General features: G+C 39.0%; 16 protein-coding genes. 8 read left to right on the forward strand and 8 right to left on the reverse strand.

What is annotated here, in order from left to right; translation table 11 throughout:
• Window positions 1-41 precede the first annotated feature (41 nt).
• Complete coding sequence (locus tag BI291_RS02205; RefSeq protein WP_074496039.1) at window positions 42-929, forward strand: mechanosensitive ion channel family protein; 888 nt, start codon at window positions 42-44, stop codon at window positions 927-929.
• Window positions 930-1076: 147 nt separating this feature from the next.
• On the opposite strand, the gene eno is transcribed toward BI291_RS02205, so the two are convergent.
• Window positions 1077-2375 (reverse strand): phosphopyruvate hydratase, encoded by a 1299-nt coding sequence (eno, locus tag BI291_RS02210; RefSeq protein ID WP_074496041.1) that lies wholly within the window; start codon window positions 2373-2375, stop codon window positions 1077-1079.
• 132 nt (window positions 2376-2507) lie between these two features.
• Window positions 2508-4151 carry a CTP synthase gene (locus BI291_RS02215; protein WP_074496043.1) on the reverse strand — a complete coding sequence of 548 codons (1644 nt, stop codon included), beginning with the start codon at window positions 4149-4151 and terminating at the stop codon, window positions 2508-2510.
• Window positions 4152-4404: 253 nt separating this feature from the next.
• On the opposite strand from BI291_RS02215, the gene BI291_RS02220 reads away from it, so the two are divergent.
• Window positions 4405-4989 (forward strand): DUF4202 domain-containing protein, encoded by a 585-nt coding sequence (locus BI291_RS02220; protein ID WP_074496045.1) that lies wholly within the window; start codon window positions 4405-4407, stop codon window positions 4987-4989.
• A gap of 111 nt (window positions 4990-5100) precedes the next feature.
• Here BI291_RS02220 and BI291_RS02225 read toward each other — a convergent pair whose 3' ends face one another.
• From BI291_RS02225 to BI291_RS02235, 3 genes are all read right to left on the reverse strand, one after another.
• The gene (locus BI291_RS02225; RefSeq protein ID WP_254849507.1) at window positions 5101-5469 is read right to left on the reverse strand and encodes a YbaN family protein; all 369 of its coding nucleotides are present in this window, start codon (window positions 5467-5469) and stop codon (window positions 5101-5103) included.
• A 132-nt stretch (window positions 5470-5601) separates the two neighbouring features.
• The gene (locus BI291_RS02230) at window positions 5602-6690 is read right to left on the reverse strand and encodes a metallophosphoesterase (protein ID WP_074496049.1); all 1089 of its coding nucleotides are present in this window, start codon (window positions 6688-6690) and stop codon (window positions 5602-5604) included.
• A gap of 122 nt (window positions 6691-6812) precedes the next feature.
• Window positions 6813-9878, reverse strand: coding sequence for a TonB-dependent siderophore receptor (locus BI291_RS02235; protein ID WP_083601839.1), 3066 nt, complete (start codon window positions 9876-9878; stop codon window positions 6813-6815).
• Between the two features lie 378 nt (window positions 9879-10256).
• Here BI291_RS02235 and BI291_RS02240 point away from each other — a divergent pair, with 378 nt between their 5' ends.
• Complete coding sequence (locus BI291_RS02240) at window positions 10257-12389, forward strand: winged helix-turn-helix domain-containing protein (RefSeq protein WP_074496051.1); 2133 nt, start codon at window positions 10257-10259, stop codon at window positions 12387-12389.
• Here the strand turns inward: BI291_RS02240 and BI291_RS02245 are convergent.
• The gene (locus BI291_RS02245; protein WP_074496054.1) at window positions 12386-13390 is read right to left on the reverse strand and encodes an ABC transporter permease; all 1005 of its coding nucleotides are present in this window, start codon (window positions 13388-13390) and stop codon (window positions 12386-12388) included. The two genes, BI291_RS02240 and BI291_RS02245, sit on opposite strands and share 4 nt — an antisense overlap.
• Before the next feature lies 1 nt (window position 13391).
• Window positions 13392-14273 carry an ABC transporter ATP-binding protein gene (locus BI291_RS02250; RefSeq protein WP_074496056.1) on the reverse strand — a complete coding sequence of 294 codons (882 nt, stop codon included), beginning with the start codon at window positions 14271-14273 and terminating at the stop codon, window positions 13392-13394.
• Window positions 14274-14427: 154 nt separating this feature from the next.
• Here BI291_RS02250 and BI291_RS02255 point away from each other — a divergent pair, with 154 nt between their 5' ends.
• Both BI291_RS02255 and BI291_RS02260 read left to right on the forward strand, forming a co-directional pair.
• Window positions 14428-14616: a hypothetical protein gene (locus tag BI291_RS02255; protein WP_074496059.1), complete on the forward strand. Its 189-nt coding sequence runs from the start codon at window positions 14428-14430 to the stop codon at window positions 14614-14616.
• Window positions 14617-14618: 2 nt separating this feature from the next.
• Window positions 14619-14840, forward strand: coding sequence for a hypothetical protein (locus BI291_RS02260; RefSeq protein WP_074496060.1), 222 nt, complete (start codon window positions 14619-14621; stop codon window positions 14838-14840).
• Between the two features lie 7 nt (window positions 14841-14847).
• On the opposite strand, the gene BI291_RS02265 is transcribed toward BI291_RS02260, so the two are convergent.
• Window positions 14848-16977, reverse strand: a complete 2130-nt coding sequence (locus BI291_RS02265) for a GNAT family N-acetyltransferase (protein ID WP_074496062.1) — start codon at window positions 16975-16977, stop codon at window positions 14848-14850.
• A 178-nt stretch (window positions 16978-17155) separates the two neighbouring features.
• Between BI291_RS02265 and napE the strand changes: the two genes are divergently transcribed.
• From napE to napA, 3 genes are all read left to right on the forward strand, one after another.
• Window positions 17156-17317 (forward strand): periplasmic nitrate reductase, NapE protein, encoded by a 162-nt coding sequence (gene napE, locus BI291_RS02270; protein ID WP_074496065.1) that lies wholly within the window; start codon window positions 17156-17158, stop codon window positions 17315-17317.
• A 179-nt stretch (window positions 17318-17496) separates the two neighbouring features.
• Window positions 17497-17787, forward strand: a complete 291-nt coding sequence (locus BI291_RS02275; protein ID WP_074496067.1) for a chaperone NapD — start codon at window positions 17497-17499, stop codon at window positions 17785-17787.
• Window positions 17788-17796: 9 nt separating this feature from the next.
• Entirely contained in the window at window positions 17797-20295 is a 2499-nt protein-coding gene (gene napA, locus BI291_RS02280; RefSeq protein ID WP_074496069.1) for a nitrate reductase catalytic subunit NapA, read from the forward strand.
• Window positions 20296-20299 lie beyond the last annotated feature (4 nt).

The following is a 20299-nucleotide window of genomic DNA, read 5'->3' on the forward strand; positions in this document are numbered from 1 at the left end:
AAATTACTTTGCTTTATCTTTTGAAATACAAGGGAATAATCATGCTTTTTCAAGAACCCAGTAATAATTCAGCAGCAACGGGGAATGGGTTAGATCCAAGCCAATTACTGCAAAACGAAATTGACTTAATAACCCAAGCTTACCAAGTAACCGTTGAGTTTTTTACCACTTACACCTTTCAATTAATTGGCGCTGTTATCATTTTTATTATTGGCTATATATTAGCGGGGAAAATTGCTAATGCTGTATTAAAGTTATGTCAAAAACACCAATTAGACATCACGCTTAGTCAATTTTTATCAAACACAGCAAAGATGCTGATTGTCATTATGATTGCCATCGTGGCTTTAGCAAAACTTGGCATTAGTGTTACGCCATTCATTGCTGCTATCGGTGCCATTTCATTGGGTGCAGGTTTAGCACTTCAAGGCTTACTGTCAAACTATGCGGCTGGGTTTAATATTATTTTAATTCGACCATTTGTTGTCGGCGACACAATTACGGTGCAAGGGGTAACAGGTGTGGTTAAAGAAGTATTACTTGCTTATACCATTATTGCCGATAAAGACAACGTAAAGATTACCATTCCTAATAAGCATATCGTTGGCGAGATATTACACAATTCTAAAGATGATTCTTTATTGGATCTTACTGTTGGGATTGCCTATAAAGAGGATCCAATATCCACTATCACTTTATTAGAAAATGTCATCGAAAATTTAGATATTTCAGGTGGTACTAAAGCGACTCAAATAGGTATTGAAGCATTTGGCGATAGCTCAATTGATATTGCTTTACGTATTTGGACACCAACAGAGTATTTATATGAAAACAAGTTCAAAGCGTATAAAGCCATTTATTTAGCGCTACGAGAAGCGAATATAGAAATTCCCTTTCCACAACGCGACGTTCATCTTATCCAAAAATAAAGTTGAACAGATGCTTTTTAATAGACCAAAAAAACCACGTTACTGAGTGATCAATAACGTGGTTTTTAATAAACCTTTAAACCTATGGCTTTTTCTATCATTCAGCCTAAGGGTACATAACCTGAGCTCAGGTTACATAGCAAAAGATTACTGACCTTTTACTTCAGATAAACCGTTAAATATTGCTTTATCACCTAAATACTCTTCAATTCGTAATAGTTGGTTGTACTTAGACACACGGTCGGAACGACATAACGAACCTGTTTTAATTTGACCGGCTGCAGTACCAACTGCTAAATCAGCAATGGTTGCATCTTCAGTTTCACCACTACGATGTGAAATAACAGCAGTAAAACCAGCGTCTTTTGCCATTTTAATAGCCGCTAAAGTTTCCGTTAACGAACCTATTTGGTTAAACTTGATCAAAATTGAATTACCAATGCCTTGCTCAATACCACGGGCTAATATTTTAGTATTGGTAACGAATAAGTCATCACCAACGATTTGTACTTTATCACCAAGTAATTTGGTTTGGTAAGCAAAGCCGTCCCAGTCTGATTCGTCTAAACCGTCTTCAATAGATACAATAGGATATTGTTCACACAGTGTTGCTAAGAAATCAGAGAATTCATTAGCAGAAAATTGTTTGCCTTCACCTTTAAGATCATAAATGCCTTTATCAGCGTCATAAAATTCTGATGCTGCACAGTCCATCGCTAGCGTAACATCTTTACCTAGTTCATAGCCTGCCGCTTCAGTTGCTTCTTTTATAACAGCTAATGCATCAGCATTAGACTCTAAATTAGGTGCAAAACCGCCTTCATCACCAACGGCTGTGCTCATGCCCTTAGCAGATAACACTTTTTTTAATGCATGAAAGATTTCAGCGCCAACTCGAAGTGCTTCTGTAAAGCTTTTAGCAGCAACTGGCTGTATCATAAACTCTTGAATATCAACGTTATTATCTGCATGCTCACCACCATTTAAAATATTCATCATAGGTAAAGGTAATGAATATTGACCAGATGTACCGTTTAAGTCTGCAATATGTTCAAACAATTGTACTTTCTTTTCCATTGCTGCTGCTTTTGCATTAGCAAGCGATACGGCTAAAATAGCATTCGCACCAAATTTTTCTTTATTTTCAGTACCGTCTAAATCAATCATCGTTTGATCTATTTCAGCTTGCGCCAATGCACTTTTACCAATCAGTGCAGGAGCAATACTCTCATTGACTGCTGCAACCGCTTTCAATACTCCTTTACCCAAGTAACGTGATTTGTCACCATCACGCAATTCAAGTGCTTCACGTGAACCAGTAGACGCTCCAGAAGGCGCTGCAGCGCGTCCCCAAGCACCTGATGCTAAAAATACATCTGCTTCTACGGTAGGGTTACCGCGTGAATCCATTATTTCACGTGCAATCACTTTACTGATATTTGACATTGTTTTTCCTCTGACTCATTGTTCATGACAGCCTATGAACAAGCTAATTATAAATAATGTACTTACATCGACAAAAGTAAACGTAAGTGTTAAAAAAACAAAACCGCAGCAAGAGCCACGGTTTTAAAAAGATTATGCTTTATTTGATTTGTTTTTACGGTACTCGTAAGCAGCCGCAATAAAGCTCTCAAATAGCGGATGTCCATCTCGAGGCGTTGAATTAAACTCCGGATGAAATTGTCCTGCAATAAACCAAGGGTGATCTGGAATTTCTATCACCTCAACCAAACTCTTATCGGTAGATAACCCAGAAAAAACTAAACCAGCCTTGCCGATTTTATCTCTGTAGTTATTATTTACCTCATAACGGTGACGGTGTCTTTCATAAATTGTTTCACTGCCATATACGTCGCATACCTTGGTACCTTTCAGTAAGTGGCACAATTGTGACCCTAGACGCATCGTACCGCCTAAATCTGAGTTTTCATCACGGTATTCCATTTGGCCTTCTTCGTCTAGCCACTCATTGATTAAACCCACAACAGGATATGGCGTAGCTTGATTAAACTCAGTACTGTGCGCATCTTCCATGCCCACTACATTTCGAGCAAATTCAATTAAGGCCACTTGCATACCTAAACAAATACCTAAGTAAGGTACTTTATTTTCACGGGCGTATTGTGCAGCAAGTATTTTCCCTTCAACGCCACGTTCACCAAACCCGCCAGGTACTAAAATTGCGTGTAAATCATCTAACTGTTGAGTACCTTTTGATTCAATATTCTGAGAATCGATATATTGAATTTTAACATTCAGTTGATTCTTTAAACCTGCATGTTTTAAAGCTTCATTCACTGATTTATAGGCATCAGGTAACTCGATATATTTACCTACCATGCCAACTCTAATTTCGCTGATAGAATTCGCTTCTTGATACAGTACTTTTTCCCACTCAGATAAATCAGCTTCCGGCGCGTCTATACCAAAACGTTTCGTTACTAATTCATCAGCTCCTTGTTCTTTTAAGATAGCTGGAATTTTATAAATTGAGTCTACATCACGCATCGCAATAACCGCACGCTCTGCTACATTACAAAATAATGCGATTTTTTCACGTTCATTTGCCGGTATTGCATTTTCACTACGACAGACCAATAAATCTGGGAAAATACCAATAGAGCGAAGCTCTTTTACAGAGTGTTGCGTAGGTTTAGTTTTAATTTCACCTGAGGCAGCTAAGTAAGGAACAAGGGTTAAATGCATGAACATTGCACGTTCACGCCCTAGTTCAGTGCCAAGCTGACGAATTGCTTCTAAAAATGGTTGTGACTCAATATCACCAACCGTACCGCCAATTTCAACCATCGCAATGTCAGCACCTTCAGCGCCTTCGATCACTCTACGTTTAATATCATTGGTAATGTGTGGAACTACCTGAATAGTTGCACCTAAATACTCACCTCTACGCTCGCGCGCAAGTACATCTTGATAGATGCGCCCTTGAGTAAAGTTATTCCGTTTTGTCATTTTGGTACGAATAAAGCGCTCGTAATGACCTAAATCTAAGTCAGTTTCAGCACCATCTTCTGTAACAAAGACTTCACCATGTTGAATGGGGCTCATTGTCCCTGGGTCAACATTAATATATGGATCTAACTTTAACATCGTAACTTTCAAGCCACGTGCCTCAAGAATTGCCGCAAGAGATGCTGCCGCAATACCTTTACCAAGAGACGATACAACGCCACCGGTTACGAAAATATATCTAGTTGTCATGCGTTACCCAGAATCAGGAAAATTAGAAAAATTTGCGTTTTTGTGTGTTGAATCAGCAAGAAAGTGCTACGAAATATTGCGCTAATGCCGCCTCAACAAGACGGGAGAGCATTATACGCATTTCGCTGATTAACAACAACACAAACTTATCATCAATCTATATAAAATAGTCGATAATTTTAGAAACGAAAACTTGCAGTGATGCTCGAAAACGATATCATCCATATATTCTTCCCGTTTGCAGAGCGTCTATATGAATTCCGATCGTTGTCAGCACGTTTTCACCGCTATTGATAAAATCAACCGCCAAGATCCAAATAAGCTCACCATCAATCAAGAAAGTATTGCTAAAGAGTTAGTTTACGGTCACCAAATGACTGCTTGTTTGAATAAGTACTGGCCAAATGCCAATGAATGTTTACAAATAGCGGTACGTGCGCAACATGTAAAACGTTGGCATATAGCACGCTCCGAATATCCTACAGGTAAACAAGGCTATCTTACTTGGCGAAAAGAGTTAGGGAAAATGCACGCTGATATAGCCAAAAAGATTATGCTAGAACATGGTTATAATGAGCAAGAAGCTGAACACACCGCTAAAATTATTAGAAAAGAAAAGTTAAAACGAGATCAAGACAGCCAAACACTCGAAGATGTTGCATGCTTGGTGTTTTTACAACATTACTTTGCACCGTTTGCTGAAAAACATAGCGATGAAAAAGTAATTTCTATCTTGCAAAAAACATGGAGAAAAATGTCCGACAAGAGCCATGAAATAGCCTTGAAATTGACGTTGCCTGAGCACTTAGCAGCATTAGTAAACAAAGCACTTAGCTAAACTGTTACTCAGTATTGGTAGTACGCCTCTCTATAAATAGGCTGAAAGCCAAAACATACCGAAGCATAAACTAGGAATGATCAAATAATACCAATTTAATTAAATTGGTATTTACTTTAATGGATGATTACCCTCTGCTATCGGCAACTTACATATGAAAATGAATGGTCCTGCAATTAATGCTACCACTAGAATTTTCAACCAAATATTGTCCATTACATACACAGACCAACTGGCTGCAAATACAATTGAAACCAAAGCAACGACCTTACCTCTTTTAGGGATACTTTTAGATTGTTGCCAGTGGTAAATTAATGGACCAAATACTTTATTAGCCAGTAACATGTTATAAAGGCGAGGCGACGATTTTGCAAAACACGCCGCGGCCACCAACAAAAATGGCGTGGTAGGTAAAAGAGGTAACACTGCGCCAAGGGCTGCGAGTGAAACAAACAATATGCCAATAACTTTTAACAACAACAAAGCATCCTAGTGTTCAATTTTGCTCTTACAGTATAGCAAAAATATTATTGACGTTTCATCTTCACATAGTATTTGATTTTTCTTCTAGTGAGGCTGCATAAGGTAGCCCTTCTGAACAGGGCTATCACTTTAGTCGCGGTTTTTTAACGGTAATTGCTTACCATCTAATGTGCCACGCCACTTTTTATCGCCATCTACAATTAACACTTCGCCATATTGACCACGCTTGATGCTTGAATCAATTGCAATAACTCTACCTTGATGTTTTGTCAGCACTTCTTTCTGTGAAGTGTGACCAACAACTAGGTGTTCCACATCAAAATGCTTAAGCAATAAATCAATTTCAGCAGATGTTGCACCATTATCTTTTAATAAACCTCGATACCAAATAGGCCCTTTAGATTTATGCATGAACTGACCTAAGTCATCTCTAGGCCCAGTAATTTCTCGTTCTACTAAATTTTCTTTAAAGCTTTTATTGATCATTGCTAGAGTAAGCTTTTGTTCAACTAATTCAGGATGAAAGCCACCATGAGCAAACAACATATTGTTTATTTTTACTAATACAGGCTTACTTCTTAACCAGTCGCCAAGCACAGAACCTTTATCGAACAATAACTCAAATGGTGTTTCAAGTATTCTGGCAACGTCAATGTATTTAGGGTGTAAATAACGCAAGTTTCCATTAAGTACCATTACTTCATGGTTACCTAATAATAAATGCACATAACCACCTGCAGCTTTTGCTTGTTGTTCAAGCTGATAAACAAACCATAATATTTCAGTCACTTTGGCACCACGATCAAAAATATCGCCGGTGATCACAAAATGTCCTTTACCTAATGCCCAATTGCCATCACGATCAATAACACCATTACTTTGGAGTAAACGCTTCATGATCGCATATTGACCATGAAAATCACTTGTTGCTACAACACGTTGTTTGGTGTTGAAAATAAGTGTTGTTTTTTCAATAAAGTCAATATTCGACAACGTTACAGGGTAACCACAGTGATCAATTTGCATGCGTGCAATAAATGATAATCCTTGGTAGCGTTTTGCTTGACTGTTAATAACACACTCAACAGAAAGCTCACCCTTTTGTTTTTTGATATAAGGCCCATCAGAAACAACCATCGATTGCTCATCACCTTTTGCATAACTTAAAGCACTCGCTCCAAGTAACCCAATCAGTAGCCATTTACCGATATTAGACATATTCATACCTATAAATCTTAAATAAAAAACACATCCCTGTGCTGCATTTAGCAATAACGTCCATATCGCTTGATTTCACGTCCTTGTGAAAATGATTCGTCCAGAGAGAATTTATAAGCTGATTAAAACTTCACTTCTGCGCCAGCATAAATGAATCGTCCTTTTCCGCCGCCGTAAGAGCTGTCATAGTTGCCTTTACCACCTAAGATAAATGGTCCATTGTTATCAAATACGTTGTTAACACCACCGAATAGGCGTAATTCTGCACCACTGCTTAAATCAGTGCTGTAAGAAACAGACACGTCATTACGTACATATGATGGTAAGAATAACTGGTAAGGTTTTTCTGGGTTATCAACACATACAGTTGAATCTTCAGCACATGCCGCATAATACTCAGAGATCACGCCACCATTACCTTCTGCATCAAGTGGTTCGTAGTAGTCATCATAACGCGACTTACTTGAAACAACATCGCTCTTATACTTCATGCTCCAACGTACACGCCAGCTATCTTTGTACCAAGTTACAGAAGCACTTGCCGCATCTTGGAAGACGTCAGCAGATAATGAACCTGTGTAATCTGTTGTGTATTGACCGTCAGGAGATGTTTTTGTTTCTTGATAACTTATTACATGAGTCCAGTCGGCTTTGATTTTAACATTACCATATTCATTTAAATCAAAACGATATTCTGCTGCCACATCATAACCACTGGTACTGATTTCATCTTGGTTATAAAGACGTTGCATAACACCAATGATTTGGCCATCAGTTGGATCACGTTGTACGTCATTACAGAAAGGGTTATCACTACCGAACGCTAGTGATGAGTTATAACAAAATTCAATAATGTCTTCATTGCCAAAAGAAGTGATCGCATCTTCAATTGAAATGTCATAGTAATCAATCGCCATTCTAAAACCATCTAAGAATGCCGGCGCCATGGTAATACCAAGTGTGACGGTTTCCGCCGTTTCTTCAAACAAGTCGGCATTACCCACATTAGGTGAATAACCGCTATTCTCATCTTCAAATTCACCTTCAGCAGCAATTTCAGCAGCAATACCTGGAATTTGTCGACAATTTGCATGGCCTTCATCTGTTGATGTCGCAGTGACTCCATCACAAATATCGTCAAACGAATCGTAATCACCACGCGGTGGTGACATGGCTTCAGTAATGGTTGGTGCACGTTGCGCACGAGCCCAGTTTGCACGAACCGCATAACCCTCGATAGGCTCCCATACTAAACCAGCTTTGTAACTTTGTACTAAATCAATGTTGTCTAAGTCGTATTCAGCCAAACGAACTGATACTTCAGCTGATAAATTCTTCGCACCTTCAACATCTTTTAATAGTGGGAATGCCGCTTCAGCAAATACTTCTGCCACACTTAAATCACCTTTAAAGTCAGGCACGTAATTAAACGTTACACCACCATCAGGTACATTTGTGCTTACTTCTTGTGAATCCTTACGGTATTCAAAACCAAATACCGAAGACACCATACCAGCTGGCATTTCAAACAAGTCGCCCGCCATATAACCAAGCATATTGAATTGCTCAATATCAGTGTTGATGGTTGGATTTGCACGAATATAATCTGCCGCTTCATCAGTAATAGCGCCTTCACCAAACATGTTTAGCGGCACACAGCCTTCACCGCGAGCAGTCGCGTCAACACATTGATAACCGCCATTACCGTCACTTTCTACATCTAAGGCATTACGCACATTAGCAACATAAAGTTCATTAAAACGACGTTGACGTTGTTCGAACTTACCGAAACCTACGGATAAATCCCAATCCCATTCGCCATCGAACATAGTACCTTGTAAACCGGCCCACGAACGAATCGTTCGACGGGTATTATCAGTAATTATGTTACCTACTTCGGCAAAGTTTCTATCCCATTTTACGCCACTTGAACTTGCTTGATCGCGGATTTCTTCTGGCATAAATGGGTTATTTTTAGGGATACGACCGATACAGTCTTCACCAAACTCACCTGTTGACGAATCACGGGTTACAATTAAATCACACTCATCTTCACTTTCAGGTGCTTTATCATTGATTGAACGGTTATAGCTATATTGTAACTGACCGTAGAACATCGTATCGTCAGTTAGATCATAATCAACTTTTACAGCCGCAGACGCTTTTTCATCTGGTACACGTAACATAACAAATTGGTTAGTATTGATGCCATAACGCTCTTCATGCCAGTCATCACGTAAGCCGTTTTGATCATACCAAAAGCCAGCATCTGGACGCGTACTACTTTCTTCATCAAAAACACCGCCAGGGATAGAATCACTTAAACTACGCCAATCAGCTTTAGTAATATCACGCATACATTGATCGCCAGATTCTGTTAGCATCACATTACACATAAGATCATCATCATAATCCCAAGAATCTTGCTGTTGCGCACGGCTGCGATCTTCAAAATCTAAACCGAATTCGCGGTCATAACTTGTTGCAAGGAAAATGCTACCGCGGCCATCAGCGATATCAGTACCAAAATCCATGTCTAAACCGTATTCGCGCGCGCCGCCATCCGTTGATTCACCGCCACGTGCTTTAAATGAGAAACCTTCAGCATCTTTTTTGGTAATAATGTTTACCACACCTGCGATAGCGTCTGAACCATACGCAGCTGATGCACCACCGGTGATAACTTCTACGCGATCTACCATGCCTGAAGGAATAGTGCTTAAGCTGACATAGTTACCGCTATAACTGTTAGACACAACACGACGACCATCAATTAACGTTAAGGTACGATTCGTACCTAATTCACGTAAATCAATCGTTGAAAGACCGGTATTTTGCACACTTGATTGAGAGTTACTGTTACTTGTACCTTCTGATAACTGAGGAAGTTCATCAATTAAGATATCTGACAATGAACCGATACCAGTATCTTCAATGGCTTCTCTGTCCATTGTTGCTAATGGTGTAGCTACACTAAAACTATCGCGTCTTAAACGAGAACCAGTAACGGTAATTTTTTCAGGCTTTTCTTCTTTTACCTGTTTTTCTGATGAACTTTGAGCAGAAGCAGACTGTGCCTCTACTTCGGCAAGCAACTGGTTTTCATCTGCTGAAGCAGTACCAGAGATAGCAACAACAGAGCTAAACATAGCTGACTGTATCGCGACCGATATGCGTGTTTTTTTCATGACATTTCCCTTATTTTTTATGTGACTTTCTTTGTATACTGCCAACATCCTTGCACCACTTAGTAGATAAAAAATGTGACAGCAATGATAAGCAACGACTTTTATTATTTTTGCTTTAGCTACTTATTTACGTAAGTGTAGGTAATGGCACAATCGGCTGAGCGTCTTTTCTATCTCTATTTAACATCTATTTTTATTTTCCCCTTTAAAATCAAATCTTAACAAACAACATCAACATCAATACTTTTTTATATAAATGTAAAATAGTTACACTTTTAAGACGAGTTTATATTGTATGTGTTGTGAGTAATCGCTATTATTATTTTGCAACGTTTTTGTACTCCACCCCAAATAAATAACAAGGCTTTAGCTCGATTTATGATTTCAGATTCGGTATTCACTATTGGTCAATGTCAAGTGATTCCCATCGAATACGCTATTTGTTTTTCCGGACAAGAAAAACAATCACTCCAACCCAAATTTATAGAACTGCTGTGTTATTTAGCAAAAGAATACCCACGCGTTATTCCCAGAGAAGAGTTAATTGAAAATGTTTGGAATGGTAATCAATACGTTGGCGAAAAAGCGCTAACCAATGCAATTTGGCATTTGCGACAAAACCTGCAAGGTGCAGATGGCGATAGTGAAGTCATTGAAACAATTAGAAAAGTAGGTTACCGATTATTAATTGAGCCTGTTTTTTTACACGAACCTGAGCGCTCTCAACCGTTAATCACTGAAGAACAAGTCGTTCCTGCAAACCAAGCACCAAAAGGCATTATTGCCTTAGCTGTAGCATTAATCGGTTTACTTGCCATTGTGGTAATGCAGCTAACACAACCTAAGCAATATAACGACCTCATAGTTAGTGAAATTACCAAAGAGCCAGGTACAGAGCTGTTTGCGTCCCCATCACCTGATGGCAGAAAAATCGTGTTTAAGTGGAGTGGAGAACAAGCAGATCGTAATTTATATTTGCAAGATCGTAATAACAATGATCGTCCACCTGAACAACTTACTTTTGGTAATAATCACCTTAGTCATTCTGTCTGGAGTAACGATGGTCAATATTTATATTTCGCCAAGCGCGCTGCCGATCGCAGCCAATGCCACGTTATTCAGTTAAAAATAAAAACGCGAGAAGAAAATCCAATTGTAGATTGTCCACTAAAAGGAGGCTACTACTATATTGATATTTCGCCTGATGATAAAACCCTTGCGTTTCACGGCTTCCATGAACCTGCCGATGAAAATGGCATTTATTTTATTGACTTAACCGACCAACAAAGCCAGCCGATTCGTTTTTCATGCAGTATTGACTGCGGTTATAAAGATAGAGACTTTAAATTTTCCCCGGATGGAAAGCATATTGCAGTTACGCGACGTGTCAGCCGTTTTAATGAAAATATTTATTTGGTCAATCTTGCTAGCAAAGAAGCCACGGCGATAACCACCAATGAAGAAGATATTGTAGGCTTAACTTGGCACCCGTCAGGTAAAAAACTGGTATACGCTGCGCAACGTGCTGATAAAAGATCTGGTCATATTGTTGATATCAAGAATAAAGAAACCGCACAAATTGATATAGATGGTTTTAGTTACCCGGCGTTTGCAACACAAAGTGGTGAGTTGTTTTTTCAACAGCGAAGCGAGAAGTACCATTTAGCAACATTAGCATTAGACAGTGATATCGTATCTACGCCCTTTCCGTTGATACAATCAGAGTTTAGCCACCACCACCCGCATTATTCTCATAAACAAAATAAAATTGCTTATGTCTCCAATGAGTCTGGCTATTATGAGCTTTGGTTAACCGACACATCAGGTAAAAACCGAACGCAATTAACCTTTTTAGAACGGTCAATACGTTACCCTCGATGGTCACACGACGGCTCTAAAATAGCCTTTCTTGCTCCAATTGAAGGTAATGAATCTGATAAAATTTATATTTATCATATGGACACGCAAAAACTGTCTATCGTGCCGAGCCAACATAAAGTACATAACCGCCCTACGTGGTCATGGCAAGACGATGCCATTATTTCCGCAGTTTATGAGAGCGAATATGTGGACTTACATCAAATAGATGTAAAAACAGGAGACAGCAAGCGCTTAACGTTTGATGGTGGTCGTTTTGGTGTTATGACCTCTCCATCGACGTTAGTGTATACCGCAACCAAAAAAGGACTTTGGCAAAAAGAATTAGATAATAATTTATTTAATGACAGTCCCTTAGAGAAAATATCGGGTAAAGATTTTAGAGTCACGTACGCGTGGGAGTATACCGAACAAGGTATTTACTATCGTAAAAATTATCGACGTTACCACCTTATTAGCTTTTACAGTTTTGCCACACAAACCAGTACACCTTTAGTTAAATTACCGAAAGATTCTTTAGGTTCAACGACCAATTTATCAACACTGGCGAGTATAGATACCTTATTGTTTACCCAAGCTGACTCCCCCCAGTCAGATATTAAAAAGTTAACGCACCCATTTTTACAAAATTAACGCTCTGTATTCCAGTTAAAGAAGTAAGCACCTAGCGATAAGAATACTGTAGTCATCACTGCCATTATCGCTAAGTGGTAACTAATGTCTGCTAAACTTGCACCTTCTGTAATAATTTTTCGTGCGCCTGACACTAAATGGGTTAAAGGTAAAAAGTCAGCAAAAACTTGTAAACCTTTAGGCGCACCTTCAAGACTAAACCATACGCCAGAAAGCATCATCATTGGCCAAGAAACTAGATTCAACAACCCACCCGTAAGCTCTTCACTTTTACTTCTTGATGCCATTAATAACCCTAAGGTGATCAAACTCGTTGAACCGAGTAAACCAACAATAAATAAGTCAACGTAACTGCCTAACATATAAAAATTAAAAAACACATTACAACCAAGATAAATAACACTCGAAGTAAGCATCACAATAATGATACGTGATGCTAATTGCGCACTAACAAACTCTAATGCCGTTAGTGGTGTAGCCTTCAACCGCTTTAATACTGCATTTTTTCTATACCTTACAATGACATATCCCACACCAAACAAGCATGAAAACATCATATTCATTCCCAATATACCCGGTAACACCCAATCAACGTAGCGTATTTTTTCACCCGTAGTCGTTAATGCTTCAAAGCCTGATTGTTCGGCTAAAAATATTCTTTCAACTAAATAACCATTAGGAGAATCTTGATTGATCCAATACCGTTGATTGGTAAAATCAACCACCATGTCAAGGCTATGATGAGCAAGCTTAGTTTGGGCAAGAGCTACATCTTGGTAATCAACAAAATCTATATACTTCGTTTGCAGAAAGTTTGATTCAACCTTTGTTAAATCTATCACACCGACTTTATAAGCAGCTTTACCATCACCAGAGAAAACAAATGACAACACCACTAACAAAATTACAGGAAACAGAATACTCCAACCTAACGATGACTTATCCCTCACAAACTCTAAATTACGTGCCTTAACGACAGCTAAAAACCGACTAATGTTCATATTATTCTCTCAAAGAATGACCGGTTAATTTTAGAAACAGATCATCAAGATTCGGCGACTTTACATGTAGCCCCGTTAGTGAAATATTTTGCTTTATCAAATACGCTAATGTTTGTTCAACGGTTGACGTGGAAATTACCACTTTATTACCTTCGATCAACCAATTATTTTCTGCCACTAAATGTTCATCTATATCTTCTATAGGCAGATTGATAAAAACATCCTTAAAGTGCCTTGAAAGTAACTGGTCAGGCGTGCCCTGTTCAATAACTTTGCCTTTATCCATTATTGCTACATCGTCACAAAGTTGCTCTGCTTCGTCCATATAATGAGTCGTTAAAATAACTGTTTTATTATTGGCTTTAATTTTACCTATCAATTGCCAAAAATTTCGTCTTGCTTGTGGATCTAACCCCGTTGTTGGTTCATCTAAAAAAACAATATCGGGGTCATTAATTAGTGCCAATGCTAATAACAAACGTTGCTTTTGACCGCCAGATAATAGGCGATTATCTCGCGATAAAAAATCACCTAAATCACATAATTCAATTAAACGTTCATGGCTTATTGTTTGTTGATAAAATGAAGAGAACAGATTAAGTGTTTCTTTTACCGTTAGGAAATCTTGCAAAGCGGTATGTTGAAATTGAATGCCTATTTGCTGAGCAATGGCAGTAGTCGCAGGTTTTCCGTAGTACTTCACTTGACCAGAGGACGGCTTAATGATCCCTTCCATAATTTCGATTGTTGTTGTTTTTCCTGCGCCATTTGGACCTAACAAACCGAAACATTGACCTTGGTTGATGGAAAAGTCTACGCCATCTACCGCATTTAACTCACCATATACTTTTGTTAACCCTTTTACTTCAATGACCGGTGTCATTAAATCCCTCCATAATATTACTTACACATCAGATAGTAACGCTTAATTCGGCGCTTCACAACATCAACAAACACTTAATACGATTAATTATCATTTGCATTTATTTCAATAAATGACTACTGTTATATTTCGGTTGTCAAAGCAAGGAAAAACCATGACAAGAAATAATGCTAACCCACCAACAATAGAGCTTGCGCAAGTTGCCATTCCACAACATTTATTAGCAACATTGATCACATCAGGCGTGGTACATGGCAACGAGTGCCAAAGTTTAAATACTGTCGCAAAAAAAGTTATTTGGAAAAGTTTATTAACGAGCTGTTTAGCTACAAAGGAGTCCTAACAATGAACATTTTCGATCTAAAAAAGCAATACGCTACAACCCCTGAGCAATGGTTAACTATTCTACTTAACACGTATTGTTGTGCCCCTAGTCAAGGGTTGGCAAAAACTATTGTTCACTATATTGAGAAAGTGATCATGTCAGCAGATTCTTCATCAGAAACAGCAAACCTATGTGATTATCACACAATGCATCGGTTTTGGTGTTGGCAATGTCAACGCTAGTTCTACCCTACCAACAAATTAAATTATGCAATAAAATCTGTAACTGTTGTTGAATTTGCTTTTTACCCGAAAATGAAAACACTGTGCTAATATTAGCATCACTCTGTTGCTGTAAAAGTTTAACAACCATAAAATCTAAGGCGATTTCAGCGTTAGAAAACAATGTACCTTTTATAATATCTTCTGCTGCTACCTTATCATTAGTCAAATAATGCAACGTCCAAAGTTGCAAGCTAAAAGCACTTTGTAAAAATTGCATTTTTTTATCGGTAAATGCGTTAACAACAAGATTATCAGTTGATGTTAAAGGGGGTAACCATCGTGACTTTCCAGTGCGCATTAACTGTCGAATTAATGATGCTGGTAGCTTTTGAAATACACTAGGTAAATAAAAGGCTATTTTTCGATAAAACTGTTCAGCCAAAGCAAGTTCAATTTGTTTAGCCTCGTCATTTAGGGCTTTTAACATTAACGCAGCATGCTCACCACTCGCTTGTACTTTTGACAGACCAAGATTAACAATAGTAAACCCATTTTTTTGCCAAAACGACACAATCGCTTGATTTGCTGAAAAACTGGTTGATACAAAATCAACAGATAATTGTTTTGCTTCTGTGGCTACAAAACTAAGAAGTTTACTTCCAACGCCTAATTGTTGCATACCCTCGGTAACAGCAATTCTATTTATGCGCCAATATCGATACTTAAAGGCGTTTTCAACCGATAGATGTCTGAGTAAATATTGCGGAATAAATTGGTTAGTCAATTGCTTTTCATGGTTGATCACCGAAGCAACGTCGTCATTGCTGGCATTGCCTTCTTCAACGATCAACGCTACTGCGTTCACTGAACAGTTTTCTTTTTGATAGCCTATAACAATTCGTACCGCTTCATTGTCGAGCAGTAATTTTAAATCAGACGGCGTGGTTTTATAATGCGCGCTCATGAGCACGGCAAATATTTGTGTCAGTAAGGCATTATCTCTAGTTAATTCATTTTTATTCACAAATCGAAACCGTTGTGCCGATGCGTTATGCTTTATTGGTAAAGGCTCGTGGTGGCAATCAAACAAAAAGGTAGCATAAATGAGCGTTTCTAATGGATCATTTTCACGCCAACGGATCGGCTGCTGAATATGTATTGCGCGATACTGGGGGGATATGTTAGCTAATAAACGCTGAAACTTAATGGCAAATCCTCTACCTGCTCCTTCATAACCATGTTGTGTTGATGAAAACACAATGCGTTTAAAGTGTTCAGCAACCGTTGATAATAAATGTACCGGAATTGCCGCTGCTTCATCAACAAGCAATAATTGACATGTCGGTTTAGTTTCGAGTAACACATCTATTGGAATAAATCTTACAACATGTTGTTGAAATATAAACTTATCTTTCGTCAATGTACCTTGTGGACAATGTAATGAAAGTTGCTGAAAAAACACGGTAATTGCATTTATGGTTGGTGCACAAATAATAATGGTGGTTGGTGGTTGAGTTGTTTGCAATAAAAGGTGAGCACTTGCCAACGCTAGCGCGGTTGATTTTCCACGACCTCTATCAGCGGTGAGTACTAACGGACGATTTCTATGACCTGATGCAACACGTAAAATACTGTCGACGGCGTGTTGTTGCTCCAAGGTAACACACCCGTGTTTAAGTGCTGTAGATTGCTTTTCAAGCGCGCTTTTTTTTACTGTGTTCACTTTTGGTAACATTGTAGGAGTTAACTGAACAACGTCAGGATCTAGAGTGAAATGATCGATAATACGTTGCATAAAAAGACTCGTTTTACACGTGCTTGGTTTTAGCCATAGCAGCACCCCTCCCGCTTTTATAGTTCCTGATAACGCAGCAAACGCATCGGGATGAAAATCAGGTTCAGCAAAAACCACCACGTCATTTTCACGGCCTAATTGATGTCGATAATTTTTAATGTTCCCGGTTAAATACGATTGGGACTCTCCCCACAAAAAAACTTCACCGTCGTGCTCATCATAATAATTATAAAATATTTCAGCTATTTGGTTTTGCCATGATAAATCACCTTCTGCAATAATGAGTCGTCGTTCATATGCAGCTAAAATATCAGGCTGCCATGATGATAACCATTGAAATACCTCGTCAGTAGAATGCACAACTATTACTCAAAACTCTGTAAACAAGTAGCTGGCTATCATACCAAGCAAGCTTCAAATTCTAAACTATACGGAAAAAAATATTCTCGTTACGGATAAATAATAAACATTGATACAGATCAATATGTTTTATCTGATAACAAACATAATAGGCATAAATTCAGATAAGGATAAAAGCATGGAACAAAATATATCCTCAGAGAAACAGCGTAAATACGAAAAGAATACCTTCCTTTTTCTTGCGGTATTTTTAGCGCCAATCTTATCAGTCATTATCGTTGGTGGGTTCGGTTTTATCGTCTGGATATCACAGATGTTGTTTGGCCCACCTACTTCTTAAGAACGTCTAATACCAATTCGCATAAAGATTAAGTCAGTTCAGAGCGATGTTAGAGGTGGGAGAATAAGCGAAACGTGTGCAGGTATAGTTGTTCTACATCAAACACGTTTTGCGCAATTATCGCGCCTCTAACACGCTCCCAAAGGGCGAGTTTAAACGTTTACCGCATGAGATTTCTTATGAAAGCAACAAACAGCAAACAAACAAATGATGGTAGTACAGAATCAACCGAATACCATGTCGCCAGTTTTGTGGCACATATTACTCCACAACAAACAAATGCGTTCAGCCAAGAAATTGAAGCGCAACATGGCGCACAAGTCCACGCAGTTAGTAACGATGGCAAAGTTGTTTTTACTATTGAAGCTCAACACCAAAAGCACATTGCGTTTGTTGTTGAACAGTTCAGAAATTTTATCGGGCTTTACAGTTTATCGCCCGTTTATCATCAATTTTTAACCGAAGAATAAGGTGACAAAATGAATATTAATCGCCGAGAATTTATTAAAGCTAATGCTGTAGCCGCTGCTGCTGCCGTTGCAGGTGTATCGGTGCCAGCATCGGCGTCAAACTTGATCACCAGCAGTGATTTAACCAAATTAAAATGGGATAAAGCCCCTTGTCGGTTTTGTGGTACAGGATGTAGTGTCAACGTTGGGGTCATGGACGGTAAAGTGGTTGCGACTCATGGTGATATTAAATCACCAGTTAACCGCGGTTTAAACTGCATTAAAGGATATTTTTTATCGAAAATTATGTATGGCAAAGATCGCTTAACAACCCCCTTGCTGCGTATGAAAGATGGCAAGTTCGATAAAAATGGTGATTTTGCGCCTATTACTTGGGAGCAAGCGTTTGACATCATGGCAGAAAAAGCAAAGCAAACGCTTAAAAAAGTAGGTCCTACAGGTATTGGTATGTTTGGTTCTGGCCAGTGGACCGTATTCGAAGGTTATGCCGCCTCTAAATTATTTAAAGCCGGGTTTAGAAGTAACAATATTGACCCAAATGCGAGACATTGCATGGCCTCAGCCGTTGGCGGCTTTATGCGAACATTCGGTATTGATGAACCAATGGGCTGTTATGATGATATTGAAGCAACCGACGCAATGGTGCTTTGGGGCTCTAATATGGCAGAAATGCATCCTATTTTATGGACAAGAATCACAGACCGCCGTTTAAGTGCCCCCCATGTGAAGGTAGCCGTGCTTTCTACCTTCCAGCACCGAAGTTCTGATCTTGCTGATAACAGTATGATCTTCACCCCACAAACTGATTTAGCCATTTTAAATTTTATTGCTAATTACATCATTACTACTGACCGTGTTAATAAAGACTTTGTCAATAAACATACTAATTTTCGTATGGGTAACACTGATATTGGCTATGGCTTACGCGAGGATCATCCTTTACAAAAACGTGCGAAGAATAGCGGTTCAAATGCTGGTGGTTCGAAAGCAATTAACTTCAAAGAATATGCTGAATTTGTGAGTACTTATACCGCAGAGTATACTTCTCAACTGTCTGGTGTCCCTATAGCAAACTTAGAGGCATTAGCAGAATTGTATGCCGATCCTAACACTAAAGTCTGTTCTTTTTGGACCATGGGGTTCAATCAGCATACCCGCGGTGTATGGGCAAACAACCTTGTGTATAACATTCACTTATTAACCGGAAAAATATCAACCCCTGGCAATAGTCCGTTCTCATTAACAGGTCAACCTTCAGCATGTGGAACAGCGAGAGAAGTAGGTACGTTTTCACATCGTTTACCCGCGGATATGGTTGTTAGCAACGATAAGCATAGAGCGTTTGCTGAAGAAAAATGGAAGCTTCCTAAAGGCACAATACCAGCAAAACCCGGCTACCACGCTGTAGTGCAAAATCGCATGCTTAAAGATGGCAAACTCAATTTCTATTGGGTGCAGTGTAACAATAATATGCAAGCCGCAGCGAATATGAATGAGGAAGGTTATCCTGGTTATCGTCATCCAGATAATTTCATTGTGGTGTCTGATCCATACCCTACCGTAACCGCACAAGCAGGTGATTTAATTTTGCCTACAGCTATGTGGGTAGAAAAAGAAGGTGTGTATGGTAATGCAGAACGAAGAACACAAGCATGGTATCAAATGGTTGAAGCGCCACAGGGGGCTAAATCAGATCTTTGGCAATTAGTCGAATTTTCGAAACGTTTCGCTATTGAAGAAGTGTGGCCACAAGAATTACTGGATAAAAACCCTTCATACAAAGGTAAATCGATGTATGAAGTGCTCTTTGAAAATGGTCAAGTAAACAAATTTTCAATCAACCAAGTACCAACAGACAGACTGAATGATGAAGCTCGCCACTTTGGTTTTTATATCCAAAAAGGCTTATTCGAAGAATATGCCAGTTTTGGTCGAGGAAAGGCTCATGATTTAGCGTATTACGATCGATACCATGAAGAACGTGGGCTTCGTTGGCCCGTCGTTGATGGTAAAGAAACTCGCTGGCGTTTCAAAGAAGGTTCAGACCCTTATGTAACCCCTGGCAGTGACTTTGAGTTTTATGGCAAGCCTGACGGTAAAGCGGTAATTTTTGCCCTACCTTATGAGCCGCCAGCAGAAGTGCCAGACGCACATTACGATTTGTGGTTATCAACGGGCCGTGTATTAGAGCATTGGCATTCAGGCTCAATGACACAGCGTGTACCTGAGCTTTATAAAGCAATGCCTGACGCGCTCGTTTATATGCACCCAGATGACGCTAAAATGCGAAAAATGCGACGTGGTGATTTAGTAAAAATACAATCACGCCGCGGTGAAGTTCAAACCCGTGTAGAAACCAGAGGGCGCAATAAGCCGCCTAAAGGCTTGGTTTACATGCCGTGGTTTGATGCCAGCAGATTAGTCAATAAAGTGACCTTAGATGCAACAGATCCACTTTCGAAGCAGACAGACTTTAAAAAGTGTGCTGTCAGAATCGTCAAAGCTTAGGAGG

The sequence above is a fragment of the Thalassotalea sp. PP2-459 genome, assembly GCF_001913705.1.
In the GTDB taxonomy this organism is placed as follows: Bacteria; Pseudomonadota; Gammaproteobacteria; order Enterobacterales; family Alteromonadaceae; genus Thalassotalea_C; species Thalassotalea_C hakodatensis.

What these genes read in the sequence shown, in the direction of transcription:
- eno (WP_074496041.1), bottom strand. Translation starts at nt 2,375, where the DNA reads ATGTCAAATATCAGTAAAGTGATTGCACGTGAAATAATGGATTCACGC.
- BI291_RS02235 (WP_083601839.1), bottom strand. Translation starts at nt 9,878, where the DNA reads ATGAAAAAAACACGCATATCGGTCGCGATACAGTCAGCTATGTTTAGC.
- BI291_RS02230 (WP_074496049.1), bottom strand. Translation starts at nt 6,690, where the DNA reads ATGTCTAATATCGGTAAATGGCTACTGATTGGGTTACTTGGAGCGAGT.
- BI291_RS02250 (WP_074496056.1), bottom strand. Translation starts at nt 14,273, where the DNA reads ATGACACCGGTCATTGAAGTAAAAGGGTTAACAAAAGTATATGGTGAG.
- BI291_RS02260 (WP_074496060.1), top strand. Translation starts at nt 14,619, where the DNA reads ATGAACATTTTCGATCTAAAAAAGCAATACGCTACAACCCCTGAGCAA.
- napA (WP_074496069.1), top strand. Translation starts at nt 17,797, where the DNA reads ATGAATATTAATCGCCGAGAATTTATTAAAGCTAATGCTGTAGCCGCT.
- BI291_RS02220 (WP_074496045.1), top strand. Translation starts at nt 4,405, where the DNA reads ATGAATTCCGATCGTTGTCAGCACGTTTTCACCGCTATTGATAAAATC.
- BI291_RS02275 (WP_074496067.1), top strand. Translation starts at nt 17,497, where the DNA reads ATGAAAGCAACAAACAGCAAACAAACAAATGATGGTAGTACAGAATCA.
- BI291_RS02215 (WP_074496043.1), bottom strand. Translation starts at nt 4,151, where the DNA reads ATGACAACTAGATATATTTTCGTAACCGGTGGCGTTGTATCGTCTCTT.
- napE (WP_074496065.1), top strand. Translation starts at nt 17,156, where the DNA reads ATGGAACAAAATATATCCTCAGAGAAACAGCGTAAATACGAAAAGAAT.
- BI291_RS02245 (WP_074496054.1), bottom strand. Translation starts at nt 13,390, where the DNA reads ATGAACATTAGTCGGTTTTTAGCTGTCGTTAAGGCACGTAATTTAGAG.
- BI291_RS02240 (WP_074496051.1), top strand. Translation starts at nt 10,257, where the DNA reads ATGATTTCAGATTCGGTATTCACTATTGGTCAATGTCAAGTGATTCCC.
- BI291_RS02205 (WP_074496039.1), top strand. Translation starts at nt 42, where the DNA reads ATGCTTTTTCAAGAACCCAGTAATAATTCAGCAGCAACGGGGAATGGG.
- BI291_RS02255 (WP_074496059.1), top strand. Translation starts at nt 14,428, where the DNA reads ATGACAAGAAATAATGCTAACCCACCAACAATAGAGCTTGCGCAAGTT.